The sequence below is a fragment of the Chryseobacterium sp. HNCC26DJ238 genome (assembly GCF_057180465.1).
On record NZ_JBXUGI010000001.1, the window covers coordinates 87,559 to 105,542 of the forward strand.

The window sequence follows — 17,984 nt, forward strand, 5'->3', positions numbered from 1 at the left end:
AAAAATGAAAAATTTCACTTGGGGACACGGCGTATTTCTGGCGCTTGGTTCTTTTATTATATTTATTTTATCAATGCTTTTCCTTTTTCCGAACGGACAGAAAAATTCGGAAATGGTAACGGATAAGTATTATGAAGAGGAGCTGGAATATCAATCTGTAATCGATGCCAAGAAAAGAGCAGATACCATCAAAGAAAAACCGGCATTTTCTCAGAATGCAGAAGGAATGAAAATTACATTTCCTGAAAATATCAACAATGCTAATGCTGATATTAAATTTGTATTGAACAGATCTGATGATCAGAATTTAGACATCAAGAGATCTGAAAAACTGGATGCCAATCAGTCATTTTCTATTCCTGCCAGAGTTTTAACAAAAGGAAATTATACGTTACGGCTGATGTGGACTACTAACAAAACTGACTACCGACTCGATTATGATGTAATATGGAAATAGCATTTGTTATATCTGCGATTGCTTTAGGCTTTGCTTCCGGTTTCCACTGTATCGGAATGTGTGGTCCTATTGCTCTTTCGATGGGATTAACCAAAAAACAGGCGACCAATTTTTATCTTCAGAATTTAACCTATCAGTTTGGAAGGATTTTCACTTACTCTTTATTAGGTGGAGTTTTAGGAATTATCGGTGAAGGATTTGAAATGGCAGGTTTCCAGCAGTATCTTACGATTGCTGTTGGGATTCTCTTGATTGTGATGGCATTGTTTTCATTCGGAGGAAAAGATTTTGCTTCAAAAATTCCTTTTTTGTCTAAATTTTTATTCTCTGTAAAGTCAAACTTAGGAAAACTTTTACAGAAAGCAGATTACCGCTCAAGATTTACTACAGGAGTTCTAAACGGTTTTCTTCCCTGTGGAATGGTATATATGGCATTAACCGCAAGTCTAGCCGCAGGCGGTATCTTACAGGGAGCTTCATATATGGCCTTATTTGGTTTAGGAACACTTCCATTTATGTTTACAGTAGTTTTAGTCGGAAACCTGATGAATCAGGCCTTCAGACTTAAAATTTTAAAGGCTGTCCCAGCTATCATGATTATTTTGGGAGGTTTGTTTATTGTAAGGGGCTTAGAACTGGGGATTCCCTACGTTTCACCACGAGCTGAAGCGATGACTATTTCTAAAGACAATGCTGGTGAATGTCATTTGCCGGGAGATCACAGTACACATCCGCATAATGCAAATTGTCACTGATATAAGTCTAATTTAAGCTTAATAATAATTCGAATTATTGACTAACAGCCTCCTGTATAAGTAAAAAACCACCGAATTACGGTGGTTTTTGTTATTTATGGAAAACTTAATTTTAGCTGATCAACTCAAATCTCGCATACTCAGCAATTTTCTTTGGAAGCTTGATTCCTTCTTCTGTCTGATTATTCTCCAGCAACGCAGCCATAATTCTTGGCAGTGCCATTGCAGAGCCGTTTAATGTATGTACCAACTGAGTTTTCCCGTCAGCTTTGTAACGGCATTTCAATCTGTTTGCCTGGAAGGTTTCAAAATTTGAAACTGAGCTTACTTCAAGCCACTTCTCCTGTGCTGCACTCCACACTTCAAAATCATAGGTCATTGCTGATGCAAAACCCGTATCTCCACCACACAATCTTAAAACTCTGTACGGCAATTCAAGATCAGTCAGGATTTCTTTGATGTGTTCCACCATTTCCTCTAAAACGGCATACGAGTTTTCAGGTTTCTCCAATCTTACAATTTCTACTTTTTCAAACTGATGAAGACGGTTCAGACCTCTTACATGAGCTCCGTAACTTCCCGCTTCCCTTCTGTAACACTGGGAAAAAGCAGTATTTTTAATAGGAAGATCTTTTTCATCCAACAGGACATCACGGTACAAATTCGTCACCGGAACTTCTGCAGTTGGGATCAGGTACAAATCATCTGCATTGATATAGTACATCTGCCCCTCTTTGTCGGGTAGCTGGCCTGTTCCGTATCCTGAAGCCTCATTTACAACATGGGGCGGATTAACCTCAAGATATCCGGCATCTACATTTTTATCTAAAAAATACTGAACCAACGCTCTCTGCAACCTTGCTCCTTTACCGAAGTAAACAGGGAAACCTGCACCCGCAATTTTAACACCAAGTTCAAAATCGATCAGATTATATTTTTTCGCCAATTCCCAATGTGGAATTGCTCCTTCTCCCAAACCTTCCACATCATGAGACTGATAGATGATTTCATTGTCATCCGCAGTAATTCCTGCTTTTACCAATTCATTAGGAACATTCGGAATCTGATAAAGAATATCCAATAATCTTTTTTCAATAACCTCTAACTGAGACTTCAATTCTGCGCTCGACTCTTTATACTGTGCGGTTTTAGATTTTGACGCTTCAGCTTCTTCTTTTTTCCCTTCTTTCATTAAAATCCCAATCTCTTTGGAGATTTTATTGATTTCTGAAAGCTGAGAATCCAATTCAAACTGAATTCTTTTTCTCTCTTCATCCGTAACGATTGCATCGTCTACCAACTCAAGAGCCTTGAATTGTCTTTTTTGAAGACCTTCTAAAACGCGTTCTTTGTTTTCGCGCAAAAAATTGACTTGTAACATAAAGTGTTTTATAATTTAAGTTTCAGCGTTTCACCGTTTAAAGATCAGAAAATACTGAAATTCAAACGTAAAAAAAACGTACTGTTGATGCAAATTTAAAGATTATTTTATGATTTTCACCACATTGCGATTTTCCGAATCTTTGGTTACCGGTAACTCAGAATTATTGTATAGAACTCTTGCAACCTCAAAAACGGCAGGCGTCCACCGGTAAAAAACCTGAAGCGTGTCATTATCTATCGCAGCAAAAGTACTGTCGGTTAGTTTTTTTGTTAAATCAACTCTGATCTGAGATCGGTATATTCTGTTTTCACTATCTCCACCGCTTTCAAGCTGTCTCGTGGCTCCGGCTATATATTCAATATACTGTACTGATTCTGATACCGTTTTCACAGAGTTTGAAACAGGCGCATTATCCACAGTTGCCAGCATATCGTTCATGGCAATGGTGGTAAATGATCCTATCTGATTAGGAATCAGTAGATTTTTACCATTAGCATCCTGAACATACAGACTCATGATCTGATCTATTTTTTGAAAAGAATCTTCATCACTTCTGCATCCCATAAGCGCAAAACATCCCAATAAAATTCCGAAAACCAGATTCTTCATATTGCAAAGGTAAAATTTATTTTAATTTTTTTATGTATTTATTAAAATGATAAAGAAAGAAAAAACCGGAACTGATCAGAGTGACCGAAACACTGACTGCCATTCCCAAAATATGGTACCTGGGAACTAAAAGGAATGACAGAAATATAAGTACTGTTAAAGAAAGTGCTGAACCTTTTGTATTAACGGACATTTTCCCTATTGCCGATAAAAGATTCCCGTATAAATTCCTGAATAAAATATTCATCAGAAAGGTTGCCATGAACAGGATAAAAACAGACGAACTGCCCGCATAGTGCTCTTTTGATATCAGGATCAGAATATCTTTGCTGAACAGAAAACTCACTGTAAATATCAACAGGCAGAGGGGAATAAAAAATCTGTAGTAACCGTTGATATAGTTTTTCAGGTATTCCGCATTCTGATAATTTTTTGCGAGAGAATGAAAGTCACTCTGCATAAACGATAACGCCAAAAATGTTACGTTTGACGGAATCAGTATGGCTACCCTGTAATCTGCAACAGCGTCTTCATTTAATAAAAAACTGATGATGATAATATCTGCGGAGAAAAGAGCTTCAGAAAGTAAAGTCGTTGCAGAGGTATTAAAGCCGTACTGCCAGATTTCTTTTATATTAAATCGGCCTGAAAGCTGACCTGTTTTTTTAAAAGTACTTTTTTTGAGCCAAAATAAAGACAGAAAAGGCGTAATTGCCATTGCAAAAAGATATCCCTTCAAATGAAAGAAATAGGTTAAAATGAGGACAGCTGCAAAACCTGCTATACTCACCATATTATTAAATCCTGCAAACTCTTTGTTTTTATTATGTATTCTCAACTCTGACTGTACATAGCTTAAAAAGTAAAAACCGATAAGACGCACGCAGAATAATAAAAAGATATAAAAAACATCTTCATATTTTGATACATAGAAAAAACTCACTGTCAAAAACAGAACAGATAACAATAGTTGATAATAGAAACCTTTTTTAATCAGATAGGCAGAAAGATTTCTCTTTTCTTTGTCACTATCTGCAATAGATCCGAATCTCAATAAACTCTGATGGCTTCCTAAACCGTTACATGCTGAAAACACGGCAAAGATAGCCGCAACAATACTCATTTTTCCAAAATCTTCTGTGGGAAGCATCTTTATAATAAAAAGGGAGGTCAGAAACCCGCAGATTTTACCAATCAATAATGACGTAAAAACATAATGTCCTTCATTTTTAAGAAAACCCTTTAAAAAAGAAATTAAGCTTTTCATCTAAAAATACAGCTTAAAAATAGATAAAATATTGACTGCATAGGCTTTATGGTAAAACGATGGTGAATCAAACAATAATATGACATCCTTTTGTAAATCAGGGTAGTTTTCCAACCGTTCAATATTTTCATTAAAATAATTAAGATAATATTCCTGTATCGAAATGTCAGCATCAAAATAATACTGATAAGGATACATACTCGTTTTTTCAGGCCTGTTTAATAATTTACCGTATAAAACATTGCGTGCACCCTTCATATACTTTTCGCCAAACTGTATTTTCCATTGCGCATCCGGTTTCATAAGCGTTCTCTCCCAGGTATATTGGGAAGCTTCACGGCAGTGTTTCAAAAGCCATTGCTGATACAGCTGATGCTTATATTTCCATTCTTCAGGCAGGCTCACTGATAATTTCAGGAAATCTCTGGTCATAAAAGGTGAGACCATATATGCCTTCTGCTGTAAAACCTGTGCTCCGAGAACAGTTCTGTTATAAGCAAGGTTTTTAAGCAGAAAAACCTCTTCCCGTTCATATTTCAGTAAAACATGATCAAGATCTTCCTGTATCTGAGGAAGAAAATCAGCGTTGACAATAATCTTATAGTGAGATGGCTTCTTTCTTTTTGGCTCAGAATTGAAACCTCCCAAAATACCGTCTCCTATCTGTCCGCCATGAAATAATGAAAAATTACTATATTTCAAATGATCGACAGCATGGCTCACATGTATTCCGCCCGTAAAGTGTACACAGCCTTCTGAAATTCTTGTAAGTTCATCAATTTTTTTTAAAAATGCTCCATGATCCAAAGGAACAAATTCATAATTGACATGGTAATCTAATGCGATTTTCCTGGAAATCTTTTCGTCAAGATAATTTGACTGTGAGAAGCAGAAAGCTGTACCGATATCAAACCCGTTTCTAATGGCATACATCATTGCCATACGACTATCTAAGCCGCCACTGAGGAGTGTTAAATGAGAAGTTTTAAGCTCTGCATCTTTGTCATACTCCATTTTTACACTCTCTGTAAAAACCTCATGAATCCGATCAACTGCTTTGTCTCTGGAATGAGAAAAATCTTCAGTTGAAGTAATATCAAAATAGGTTTCTAAAGTCAGCGTTTGGTTTTTGCAGTTTATACTCAGAAAATTTCCGTCCGGAAGTTTGTAAATGTTCTCAATCGGAGTTCTTTTTTCCAACAGATTCCCAATGGCAAGAATCTGATACAGTGAAATGATATCCGGATGTATAGAAATATCATTTTCTCTGATCGTCCGGCTCATTCTCACTAAGTCTGAGTCTATGAAAATACAGGAATTTATTGTAGCGTAAAAAACACGCTGGCTGGAAGTAGGATTGGTAAAAACAAAGATTTCATCCCTTGTTTTATCCCGGATAAAACCTCTGAATTCTCCTTCCAGTTGTTTCAGAACCAGAATCCCTTTCTTATGATAAAAATCTTTAAAAAACTCAGGAAAGCTTTTAGTTGTATTTTCCAATAATGCTTTCAGGTTGAGAATAACGCCTTCAACAAGGATATCATAATCATCGGTTTCAATGAAAAATGAATCGTAAGTATTCTCTTTGAAGAAACTTTTGACGTGCGTTTTTCCGTCTTTAATTAAAATTGAAAATCCCTGACTCATTTTAAAATCTCATTGTATATTTCTGCAAACTTTTCTGCAATAGTTTCCTGTGAAAAAGTCTGATCAGCATAGTGTTTCAATCTCAGACGGTTGTAATTTCTGTCACTTTCCAATATATTTTTCATTGCATCGGTCAGCAGATCTTCCTGCGGACCTTCCAGTAAAATTCCAAAGTCATCCGGAAAAAATTCAGAAACTCCGCCTACATTGGTAGAAATCACTTTAATTCCGCTCGCAAAAGCTTCTGCAATTACACAAGGTTGATTTTCGTCGTCACTGAAAAGAATAAAACAGTCTGATTTCCGCATTCGTTCGGCCACCTTTGATAATGTTTGGATTCCAAAGACTTCGATCTTCGATCCTAAACCTTCCTTTTCCACTCTATTTTTGAGCTTAGAGATATCTCCATCTCCTCCAATATCCAGCCTGAAATCATATCCTGCTTTAAGTAGTTTCACAGCAACATTTAAAATCTTATCGGCGTTCTTATTAGGCGTCAGATTGGAAACATGAATAAAAGTGAACTTTTCTGTGTTTTTCATCACAGGAAAAAAAACATCAGTGTTGACAACATTCGGAATGACCTTCATTTCAGTATCGATCCCCAATGCTTCAAGGCCTGACTGAAGATTTTCACTTACAGGAAGAACCTGATCTGACTGATTTCCTATAAATCTGGCAATGCGCTTGATACCGGCTGGTGTTTTCGATTGATTTTTCTTCTTTAAAGCACTCCAGTGTTCACTGATAACAAAAGGAATTCCAAATCTTTTTTTAAGATAAACCGCAAAAAGCATGGAATTGTGTAAAACGTTGGCATGGATCAGATCGGGATGGCTGAGCTTTGCAAATCCTTTTTTATATGCCATCATTCTCCGATAAAAATTCCAGATGGGATTTCCTGTGTTTTTATAATAAATGATTAACGTTCTGATATTGTTGATGACGTTATCCTCGAAAGTAAAAGTTTCTTTCTGATCAAAATCTCCGATTGCATGTAAAATTTCAACCTCACATCGTAATGAAACAGCTTCTGCATGTCGTTGAACAAAATTACCGTTTGTAGGCTCCAGTTTATTTGGAAACCATGATGAAATAAAAAGAACTTTATGCTTCATATTTTATTTACTACAGCTTTTCTGCAACGATTAATTTTATTTACTTAAGAATTATACCGCAAATGTGTATAAAAATGATTTAATTTATGTTTTATTTTTTGAAATAGAGTTCTCTGATCACTGATCAAAATCTTCTCATAATCCTTTCTTTTCCGAATAACGATAAATTGATAATCATTCTGAACCCAAATACTGTACGTATTAAAGTTCATGATCTGAAGGCCACTGTTTTCAGCATTATCGACTATAGTCTGCAAAGGAACAGGCTGATCAATAATCTGTAACGATGCAGGATCATTTTTTTTCAGGTATTCAATAAATGCCGGATTGGGAATATTGATAATTATTCTTGTATCATCATCTGCTATCGCTGCAAGATTTCTGAAGAGATCCTGATGTTTTTCAATGGGTATATGCTCAATGACATCAAAAAGAGTAATAAAATCATACTTTTTCTCTTTTGGGATATAATACACAACATCCCCTGTAAAAAAAGATATGTTATTTTTTACAACTTTTGATTTTGCCAGTTCAATTGATTTATTACTTAAATCCACGGCTTCAATATATCCCTGCTGTACCTTTTTAGATAACAGCTGTGTCATTATCCCGATCCCACAACCAAGTTCGAGTACGCGGGAGGAAGAATCGAGATTAAGGGACAGCATTTTCTTATACAAAGTATAGATTCTTTCATTGATCCCTGATCTTGTCTGATAGTTTACGAAATCGTTGTAAAAATCTTTAATCTTATCATTATTCATGGCTTACTGTTGCAACTGAATATTACTTGCATTTAAAATTTCATAAACATCTATACAATTACTTAATCCCTGCGGCCCAGCTTCTTTTAAAAGGAAGTAAAAAATTTCCTAAAAATTCAAGATAGGTATTTTTGGAAAAATCAAAAACTTCAATTTCACCGGACAGTTCTCCGTTTCTGACTTTGTTTTTAAAATCTGAAAGTTTAAGCGTTTTAACCTCACCATCTTCTATGAAACTTGCTTTCATCCTGTCAAACAGTCCCAACTGGTATTCCTCATCAATTTCTCTCATGATCTTTCCTAAAGCATCAATACTGCACCCGGACGCCATCTCTTTCTCTTCGTCTACACAGATAATGATAAATTGATTTTTTTCTATTTTAAAAGATGATGAAAGAGGTTTTCCATGAGCAGCCCATCCGGCGAGAAAATCATAGAGCTTTTCTGTAATCATCTTTGCTTCTTTAGTTGTAAATGCTCTGGATGCAGGATATATAATAACTCTGTAATCTTCCGCCTCTACTATATTTGATTCTTCGATTTTCATAACCAATACATTTTAAAGAGTAAAATTACGCAATTTTATTGATTCACTATTATTATAAAAAAAACTCAGGACTGATCCTGAGTTTACTTTATTTAGGTATTATTATATCTATAGATCTTCAGCCTCAGCCAGAAGTTCTACAATATCCTTTACTTCTACTTCAGTATTTTTATTAAAATGCTTTACGCCATCCGTAAGCATTGTGTTGCAGAAAGGACAGCCTGTAGCGATAATTTTAGGCTCAAAAGATAAAGCTTCTTCGGTTCTTTCTATATTAACATCTTTATCTCCTTTTTCAGGCTCTTTAAACATCTGTGCACCGCCGGCACCGCAGCAAAGACCATTGGTTTTGCAGCGTTTCATTTCTACCAGTTCTGCATCAAGTTTTTCCAAAAGCATTCTCGGAGCTTCATACTCTCCGTTGGCTCTTCCAAGATAGCAGGGGTCGTGGAAAGTAATTTTTTTACCTTTGAAAGCTCCGCCCTCAATTTTAAGTCTTCCCTCATTCATCAGCTGTTTTAAAAACTGAGTATGGTGAATTACTTCAAATTTCCCTCCTAAACTTGGGTACTCATTTTTAAGTGTGTTAAAGCAATGAGGACAGGCAGTTACGATTTTCTTAATTTCATACGCATTCAGAACCTCGATGTTCGTCATGGCCATCATCTGAAAAACAAATTCGTTTCCTGCTCGTTTTGCAGGATCACCCGTACAAGATTCTTCCTGTCCGAGAACAGCAAACTCAACTCCAATTTTATTTAAAATCTTACAAAAAGCCTTGGTAATTTTTTTTGCTCTGTCGTCAAAACTTCCGGCACAGCCGACCCAAAATAAAACTTCCGGTGATTTTCCTTCGGCAGCATATTCTGCCATTGTTTTTATATTGAAATCCATATCAATTTCTAATTTAACAAATAAGGAGGTAACATCATCAATGACTTATTACTTCTTACTTTTTTTACATTGTTAGATCAATTAGTCCTTCGCCCAATTCAGTCGATCAGCCTGATTATACTGCCATGGTGCGGCATTATTTTCTACGTTGGTCATCATTAAATTGAGTTCCTGAGGGGCAGCAGACTGTTCCATTACGAGAAATCTTCTCATTTCAAAAATGATTGAAAGCGGATCAAGCAATACCGGACATGCCTGGGTACATGCATTACAGGTGGTGCATGCCCAAAGTTCCTCTTTTGTGATATAATCGTTCAGCAATTTTTTACCGTCATCTTCAAACTTTCCGTTTTTGTCAATATTCCTTCCAACTTCTTCCAGACGGTCTCTGGTTTTCATTAAAATTAATCTTGGAGACAGTTTTTTGCCTGTAATATTTGCCGGACAGACCGATGTACAGCGACCGCATTCAGTACATGAATAAGCATTCAGAAGCTGAACCTGATTTAAATCAAAAACATCTTCAGCACCAAACTTTGAAGGTGTTTCTGCAACAGTACCTTCTGCAGGAGCAGCATAAGGATCTGCGTTAGGATCCATCATCAGTTTAATTTCAGCGGTAACTGAGTCCAGATTATTAAACTTTCCGTATAAATCTAAATTGGCATACCAGGTGCTTGGGAACGCTAAAATAATATGTAAATGTTTAGAATAGTATAAATAGTTCATGAAGAACAGAATCCCGATAAAGTGTAACCACCACGCAGATCTTTCCAGAAAAACCAAAAACCCGTTATCGAAACTGAAAATTTCGATAAAAGGAACTAAAGTTATCTGACTGATCGGAAAGCTTCCATGCTCCGCCAGAACACCTCTTTGCTGCAAGATTAAATCTGAAGAATTCATGGTAAAGAAAAAAATCATTAAAGCAAATTCAATGATTAATATCCAGTTCGCATCATTTTTTGGCCATCCAAAGAGTTCTTTCATCGTTAACCTTTTAACGCCATAGAAATTTCTCCGGATAAAAAATAATACCACGCCAATAATTACAAGAAGTGCCAGAATCTCAAGTGTTGCTGTAAAAACGTTATAAAATGTATGACCGAAAACTGTTGCTAAAAAGCGGTGCGTTCCGAATATTCCGTCTACAATAATCTCTATTAATTCGATATTGATAATTACAAAACCGACATATACAAAGAGATGTAGAATACCTGCAACAGGTCTTTTCACCATTCTGCTCTGTCCCATGGCAACACGTGCCATAGTCTCCCAGCGTTCAGCCTTCCTGTCACTGCGGTTGATCTCTCTTCCTAATCTGATATTTCTGTAAATCTTAAAAAGGCTTTTGCCGAATAATCCAAAACCTGCAATTAATAAAATCAGAAAAATAATATTGTCAAGATATTCCATAAGGATTATTAGTCTTTACTGTTCTTACCGAATACTGAGAAATTAACATATTTCTTAGGATTAGCTTTCAGATCTTCAATAAGAGAATTCAGGTTGGTGGACGCAGCATTAAGATTGTTATATAGCTGATCATCTTTCATGATCTTACCAAGGCTTCCTTCACCCCTGTCAATACCTGAAACAACTTTGTTAAGCTGACCCACTGTATTATCTAAGTTAGCAATAGTTGCATTCAATTTCTGAGTATCTATGCTTTCAGCTAAATTACCATATTTATCTAAAGTCACCTTCCCGCTTTTCATGGTCAGGCTTGCTTCATCGAGTACTTTCTGAAGTTTAGGATCATTATTTCCAACTAATCGGTTAACACTTCCCGCCGTTGTTTCCAATGCCCCAACGGTTCTGTTAAGATTATGAAGCAGAACTTTAATTTCTTCCCTGTTTTGAGCATTCATTACCTGATTGGCATTAACCATCAGTGAATCTACTCTATGAAGAACAGTCTGCAGCTGATCTTTTACAGGACCTACCTGAGATGAAAGACTGTTCATCATTCCTAATTTGAAAGCACCTTTAAGAGTATCGCCGTCTTTTGCAGTAGGACCACCATAAAACAAATTGACTCTCATTTCTTTACCTCCCATCAAACTCGGTTCAAAAATTTCAAGATTAGAATTTCTTGAAAATTCAAAATTATCATCGACTGTAATTTTTACGATAAAATGAATTTTACCGTCTTTTGATGTCTGCGGAGTAATTTTGTCAACCTGACCAACCTTTAAACCATTGATAGACACTGGTGAAGACTGTGTAAGACCTTCAACATTATCATATTTAGCATAAAATATATTATCGGTAGTAAAAAGGCTTCTGCCTTTCATGAATTGGAACAAAACGACAAAGCCGACAACAGCTAAAATCGCTATTAAACCAGCTTTTAATTCTTTACTGAACTTCACTTTTTATATTTTTTCTTGTAAGCAAATATAGTACATTTAAATTAATGTTTTTCTGTATTGCTTTGGGTTAATCACAAAAAAAAGTGGCAAAAACTCTGCCACTTTATTATATTACTGATATTTGATTTTTATTGTTGATTTCCAAGCTTACTCCAGATTTCAATTCTGTAGTCATCGATATCTGCATTATCCTGCAGACTCTTTAACCATGCCTGTCCAAACATTCCTGCGTTTCTCTGGCTAATAGATTCTGTAAACTGCTTAGCATCTCCCGGCTGTTTATTGATTGTTTCGTTCTTTTTCACTAAAACATAAACACCTGTTCCTCCTTCAATTGCATTGGACACAGCACCTTTCTTAATACCAAAGGCTGCACCTGCAACTTTGGGTTCCATTGATCCTGCTACTGATGGGTTTAATAGGTTAACCTGCGCAGACTGTTTTGTTGTTGCAAAGGTTTTAGCTACCTGATCAAGACTTGTTGCTTTTCCAATTTTATCAGAAATCTGCTTAGCAGCCAGTTTATTCTGTACCACCGTTTCGATCTGATCTCTTACTGACTCAGGGTCAGCCAGACCTTTTTCCTGTTTTCCGTTTAAGTAAACAACGATCTTATCGCCTGTTCCATCCACTGTGAAGATTTCTGAATCTCCTTTCTCTCTTTTCTTATCAAAAGCCCATGCTATGATTTCACCATCTTTATCGGTTCCTAAACCTTGCAACTGACCGTCAAATCTTTTAGCAGACTTTGCATTAGAGTACTGGTAGTTAGATTTCTTGGCAATATTCACAAAATCATTGAATGATTTCCCCTGAACCTGCTGAATAAATCTTCTTGAATTCTTGTCCACGACCGCTTCCGTAGCTTCAGAAGGCTTGATTGCTTTAACTAAGTGAGCTACTTTATACCCCATTGCTCCTGCTTTCTTATCTTCTACATTAATGATGTGATAACCAAAACTTGTTTCAGTAAGGCCTGTAGCACCTTTTGGATTATTTGCAAGGAATGCGAGGTAAGGCGGAGCGAACTGACTTTGAGGAGTCGTCCAGCCTACGCTACCGTTTCTTTCAACTGCATTCGGTTCATCAGAAAGTTTCAATCCTTCTGCAAATTTTGCCGGATTGCCTTTAATTACTGCCATTAAACTGTCAGCAATCTTTTTAGCTTCTTCTTTTGTTCTTGTCGCTGTAGATCTTTCAGCGCCTTTATAAGCGATTAAGATATGTTTAGATAAAGTAGAATCTGAAGCTTTTTTATCAACCAATTTAGAAACCACATACAAGTTTTGCTCTTTATAAGGACCGAAAGTCTGTCCAATCGCTGCAGTTTCAATTTTTCCCTTTAATTCCTGAGGCATCTGACTGGCAGGAACATATTGGTTATTGAAAGGGATATCAGAATTTGTCGCCACAAACATGGAATCGTTTGTTGTGTTAGTGAAGTTTTCTTTTCCTCCGCTTTCATCTGTTCCTACAGAATATATTTTGGTAATATCTTTCAATACCGCCGCATCGTCAGCCGGGCTTGGCTGAGATGGAAAAAATACAACTCCCAGGTTTCTGCTTGGCTCAGTCTTGAACATTACAGGGTGCTGCTTGATGTAGTTTGATAGATCTTCAGTAGTAACTTTGATCTTATTTTTTTGAAGATAAGAAGCGTAATCAACTTTCACAAAATCAATGTCAGCCAGCTGATCTCTTTCTTTCATTAATTCTTCAGCCTCTTTCTTACCTGTTGTAATCCCTGCCGAAACATTTGCAAAAACCTGTCTTGCCATGATTCTGTATTCAATTGTTTTTCTGGTTTTCAACCACTGGTTGTAACCTTCAGGGTTTGTATTCTGTAAGGTTTCAATCTCCTTCTTCAGTTCCTGAAGTTTGAAATTTCCTTTTTCATCAAAAAGCTGTTGGTTCTGCGCAAACATCTGATCATACTGAAGTTGATTCCAGAACAGATCATCTGTCATTTCAAACCCCATCTTTTCAAATTGCTGCTTTACCAATTTTGACTGTACAAGCAATTGCCAAGCCTGTTCTTCAAGTCCGTTTTTGGGCTGCTGCTGTTGCTCAGCCTGCTGTTGTAATACGAAAAGCTGGTCATTATACTCCTCACGGGTAATTTTTTCACCATTCACTTTTCCTAAAATATCAGGATTTTTCCCAAAAACTTTATCAAGACTTTCCGGGTTCACCAAAAACGCCAACAGCGCCAATGCGATCATTCCCATCAAAAGCCAAGGTCTACTCCTAATCTGTCCTAAAATTGCCATTTTATAAATATAGTTTTATATCAGTGTGCGAAAATACACATTTTTAAGAAATTAGAGAAATATAAGACGTTTTTTTAATTTTTAAAATTTCATTTCATATAAAATGGAAATTTTGACCGTATTTTTTATGAATAAACAAATGGCATAAGTATTGTGAAAATTACGTACACATTATATGCAAGGCTTCGACCAAGCATATTTTGATTTTATCCTTTAACGATTAAAACTATAAATGACAATTTGTCATTTAACTTATTATGACAGAATTTGAAGATATAAATTTTGATGAAATCTTAGGTGACGGATTTGATATTGTAGCAGAAGAAATTAATCTTTCTGATATTGACGAAAGCGCAAAAAACTCTGAACAGATTATTTTTCCTATACTTCCTGTAAGAAATATGGTTATGTTTCCCAATGTTGTTATCCCAATCACCGCAGGCAGAAAAACTTCTATTCAACTTCTTGAAGATGCTCAGAAAAATGGTGATTTCATTGGGATTGTAAGTCAGAAAAACTCGGATGTTGAACAGCCGACCGAAAAAGATTTTCATCAGATCGGTACGCTGGCTAAAATTATAAAAATTATTAAACTTCCGGAAGGGAACGTTACAGCCATCACTAAAGGATTTCACAGGTTTAAAATAAAAAACATTACCGACAGCCAGCCTTATTTCAAAGCGGAAATCATAAGACTGAAAGATTCTAAACCGAAAAATAAAGAGCAATACGAAGCTTTATTGGAGAATGTGAAAGACTTAGCCTTAAAAATAATAGAGTTAGATCCCAATATTCCCAATGCAGCCAATTTTGCAATAAAAAACATTAATAACAATGATGATTTATTAAATTTCATCTGTACAAATGCCAATTTCCCCTACTCTGAAAAACAGAAATTATTAGAGGAAAAAAGCCTGATGGAAAGAGCAAACAAATGCTACGAAATGATGCATGAGGATTTCAGAAAACTTGAGTTGAGAAATCAGATTCATCAAAAAACATCGAAGGACCTTGATAAACAGCAGAGAGAATATTTTCTTAATCAACAGATAAGAACGATTCAGGATGAATTGGGAGGAGGCCCGGAAAGCGATGTTGAAGATTTAATCAAAAAAGCAGCAGCAAAAAAATGGAAACCAGAAGTTGAAGAGCATTTTCAGAAAGAAATCGGAAGACTTCAGAGACAGAATCCAAATTCTCCTGACTACAATGTCCAGCGAAATTATCTGGATTTTTTTACAGAATTGCCGTGGGAAACATTTACCAAAGATACCTTTGATATTGAAAAAGCTGAAAAAGTTTTAGATAAAGCACATTTCGGTCTGGAAGATATCAAAAAAAGAATATTGGAACATATGGCTGTTCTGAAACTGAAGAACAATATGAAATCTCCTATTTTATTATTGGTAGGCCCTCCGGGAGTGGGTAAAACATCTCTTGGAAAATCTGTCGCAGATGCTTTAGGAAGAAAATACGTACGCGTCTCTCTCGGAGGACTTCATGATGAAAGCGAAATCCGCGGCCACAGAAAAACCTATATTGGTGCAATGGCAGGAAGAATTCTTCAGTCTGTTAAAAAATCAGGAACATCAAATCCTGTGATCGTATTGGATGAAATTGACAAAGTAGGAAAAGGGATGCACGGAGATCCGAGCTCAGCCCTTCTAGAAGTTCTTGACCCTGAACAGAACAATGCATTTTATGATAATTTCCTGGAAATGGGTTATGATTTATCTAAAGTAATGTTTCTGGCAACAGCAAACTCTTTATCAACAATCCAGACTCCACTTCTCGACAGGATGGAAATTATTCAGATTGCTGGGTACACATTGGAGGAAAAAATTGAGATCGCAAAAAGACACTTAATTAAAAAACAACAGGACGAAAATGGTTTGACAGCAAAATCGTTCAAACTGGGAAATCCTGAACTGAAACATATTATAGAAGCCCATACTTCCGAAAGTGGTGTAAGAACTTTAGAGAAAAGAATCGCTGCCATCGGTAGATGGGTAGCTTTACAGACCGCTCTCGTAAAGGAATATAATGCTAAAATTTCAGCAGAAAAAATAGATGAGATTCTTGGTGTCCCAAGGCCAAAAAGCCTTTCTGAACTCACTGATGTTCCGGGTGTGGTAACCGGATTGGCATGGACAAGCGTTGGCGGTGACATATTATATATTGAAAGTATTGTCAGCAACGGAAAGGGAAATCTTACCATGACAGGGAATCTTGGAACTGTAATGAAGGAATCTGCCACTATTGCTTTGGAATATATCAAGGCAAAATACGATGAACTGGGAATAGAAGAGGATGATCTTGAGAAAAAAAACATCCACGTACACGTTCCTGAGGGAGCGACCCCTAAAGACGGGCCTTCTGCCGGAATCGCAATGCTGACTTCGATGGTTTCGACATTCAGAAATAAAAAAGTAAAACCTCATCTTGCCATGACAGGAGAAATTACTTTACGTGGAAAAGTGCTTCCTGTCGGCGGAATCAAAGAAAAATTACTGGCTGCGACCAGAGCCGGAATCAAGGAGGTAATCTTATGTGAAGCCAACAGGAAAGACGTAGAAGAAATAAAACAGGATTATCTCAAAAACCTAAAAGTAAATTATGTGAACTGGATGACTGAAGTTCTTGAATTGGCCATTGAAAAATAATTTTTTTTAACAATAAATACAGAACCTCATCATTACGGTGAGGTTTTTGTTATGTGTAGAAAAACTTCGTCATGAACCTTTTCAAACTTCCTTTTCTACTAAAACTGAGTCTTGCTGTAATCTCAATCATCGGTTTTGGTTATCTGATTAACCTGGGACAGAGCATTTTAGCTCCATTCTTTTTAGCATTTCTAATGGCAATGCTTTTTTTGCCAGTTGCCAATTTTTTAGAAAGAAAATTAAAATTACCAAGATCTGTTTCAACTATTATATCTGTTGCCATTCTATTAGTGGTTCTCACCGGGTTGATATTTTTCTTTGGATCTCAGATCTCAAGTTTCAGCAGGGATATTCCGCAACTGACTCAACAGTTTAACAAAGTTTTTCACAATTTACAGAAATGGGTATCCCATACTTTTAATGTGAAAATAGACGAACAGCTTAATTATTTGGATCAGGGTTTAAGTAAGCTTCTGTCTTCATCAGGAGTTATTTTAGGATTTACCTTTGGAATTTTCTCTTCAGGTCTAGGATTCTTAGCATTCTTTGTCTTATTCTTCATTTTTATTTTAAATTACAGAAGACTCTTAAATAATTTCATTGTTAACGTTTTTAATGAAAAACATAAGGTAAGTGTTCAGGAAGTTGTTTCAGAGGTAAGAATCATGACTAAAAGATACATTATAGGGCTTTGCCTGCAGGTATTGATCGTCTCTACTCTGACGACAACAGTCCTGACCATTTTAGGAGTAAAATATGCAATCTTACTTGGTGTTTTGACCGGTTTATTGAATGTTATACCTTATATCGGTATTTGCATTTCGCTTATTATATCATGTTTTATCGCATTTGCAACCGGTACGGTTTCCAGCTGTATTTATGTTGCCATCGGATATGTGATAGTGCATGTGATTGATGGAAACATCATTCTTCCCTTTGTTGTTGGTTCTAAAGTAAAGATTAATGCGTTGTTTTCATTTATCGGAATTTTAGTGGGTGAACATCTCTGGGGAATCTCCGGCATGTTTTTATGCATCCCAGCCATAGCCATCATTAAAATTATTTTTGAAAGAGTTGACGGTTTACAGCCTTGGGGAAGACTTCTTGGAGAAGACGAAAAACCTCACAAAAAGAAGAAAAGTTATAAAATTTCCAAAAATATTACTTTGAAAGAAATGGATTAAAAATAGATCATTTCTTTCAAAGTAATGTTTTTTAATACGTCAAGTTTTGA

Annotated in this window: 15 protein-coding genes; 4 read left to right on the top strand and 11 right to left on the bottom strand. The window is 36.1% G+C overall.

Features of this window, described 5'->3' with window-relative positions:
* The first annotated feature begins 4 nt into the window (after positions 1-4).
* Both AC2A07_RS00395 and AC2A07_RS00400 read left to right on the top strand, forming a co-directional pair.
* On the top strand, positions 5-457 hold the full coding sequence (locus AC2A07_RS00395; RefSeq protein ID WP_314492992.1) for a FixH family protein: 453 nt from the start codon (positions 5-7) through the stop codon (positions 455-457).
* Entirely contained in the window at positions 448-1,212 is a 765-nt protein-coding gene (locus AC2A07_RS00400) for a sulfite exporter TauE/SafE family protein (protein ID WP_484048715.1), read from the top strand. Before AC2A07_RS00395 ends, AC2A07_RS00400 begins: the two co-directional genes overlap by 10 nt.
* A 112-nt stretch (positions 1,213-1,324) precedes the next feature.
* On the opposite strand, the gene serS is transcribed toward AC2A07_RS00400, so the two are convergent.
* From serS to AC2A07_RS00455, 11 genes are all read right to left on the bottom strand, one after another.
* Positions 1,325-2,593, bottom strand: coding sequence for a serine--tRNA ligase (gene serS / locus AC2A07_RS00405; protein ID WP_314492997.1), 1,269 nt, complete (start codon positions 2,591-2,593; stop codon positions 1,325-1,327).
* Between the two features lie 102 nt (positions 2,594-2,695).
* On the bottom strand, positions 2,696-3,205 hold the full coding sequence (locus AC2A07_RS00410) for a hypothetical protein (protein WP_484048716.1): 510 nt from the start codon (positions 3,203-3,205) through the stop codon (positions 2,696-2,698).
* A 16-nt stretch (positions 3,206-3,221) separates the two neighbouring features.
* The gene (locus AC2A07_RS00415; protein WP_484048717.1) at positions 3,222-4,472 is read right to left on the bottom strand and encodes an oligosaccharide flippase family protein; all 1,251 of its coding nucleotides are present in this window, start codon (positions 4,470-4,472) and stop codon (positions 3,222-3,224) included.
* Complete coding sequence (locus AC2A07_RS00420) at positions 4,473-6,119, bottom strand: asparagine synthetase B family protein (protein WP_484048718.1); 1,647 nt, start codon at positions 6,117-6,119, stop codon at positions 4,473-4,475.
* Positions 6,116-7,237: a glycosyltransferase gene (locus AC2A07_RS00425; RefSeq protein WP_484048719.1), complete on the bottom strand. Its 1,122-nt coding sequence runs from the start codon at positions 7,235-7,237 to the stop codon at positions 6,116-6,118. The genes AC2A07_RS00420 and AC2A07_RS00425 overlap by 4 nt, the downstream gene beginning before the upstream one ends.
* 44 nt (positions 7,238-7,281) lie before the next feature.
* Positions 7,282-8,001 (bottom strand): class I SAM-dependent methyltransferase, encoded by a 720-nt coding sequence (locus AC2A07_RS00430; protein ID WP_484048720.1) that lies wholly within the window; start codon positions 7,999-8,001, stop codon positions 7,282-7,284.
* Between the two features lie 58 nt (positions 8,002-8,059).
* Entirely contained in the window at positions 8,060-8,548 is a 489-nt protein-coding gene (locus AC2A07_RS00435; RefSeq protein WP_484048721.1) for a hypothetical protein, read from the bottom strand.
* Between the two features lie 108 nt (positions 8,549-8,656).
* Positions 8,657-9,442, bottom strand: a complete 786-nt coding sequence (locus AC2A07_RS00440) for a (Fe-S)-binding protein (RefSeq protein WP_484048722.1) — start codon at positions 9,440-9,442, stop codon at positions 8,657-8,659.
* 81 nt (positions 9,443-9,523) lie between these two features.
* Complete coding sequence (locus AC2A07_RS00445; protein ID WP_484048723.1) at positions 9,524-10,858, bottom strand: 4Fe-4S dicluster domain-containing protein; 1,335 nt, start codon at positions 10,856-10,858, stop codon at positions 9,524-9,526.
* 8 nt (positions 10,859-10,866) lie between these two features.
* On the bottom strand, positions 10,867-11,817 hold the full coding sequence (locus AC2A07_RS00450; protein WP_314493018.1) for an MlaD family protein: 951 nt from the start codon (positions 11,815-11,817) through the stop codon (positions 10,867-10,869).
* A gap of 128 nt (positions 11,818-11,945) precedes the next feature.
* Positions 11,946-14,087, bottom strand: coding sequence for a peptidylprolyl isomerase (locus tag AC2A07_RS00455; protein ID WP_484048724.1), 2,142 nt, complete (start codon positions 14,085-14,087; stop codon positions 11,946-11,948).
* Positions 14,088-14,344: 257 nt separating this feature from the next.
* Here AC2A07_RS00455 and lon point away from each other — a divergent pair, with 257 nt between their 5' ends.
* Together lon and AC2A07_RS00465 are read left to right on the top strand one after the other, a co-directional pair.
* Entirely contained in the window at positions 14,345-16,750 is a 2,406-nt protein-coding gene (gene lon / locus AC2A07_RS00460; protein ID WP_484048725.1) for an endopeptidase La, read from the top strand.
* Positions 16,751-16,821: 71 nt separating this feature from the next.
* Positions 16,822-17,934, top strand: coding sequence for an AI-2E family transporter (locus AC2A07_RS00465; protein ID WP_314493027.1), 1,113 nt, complete (start codon positions 16,822-16,824; stop codon positions 17,932-17,934).
* Positions 17,935-17,984 lie beyond the last annotated feature (50 nt).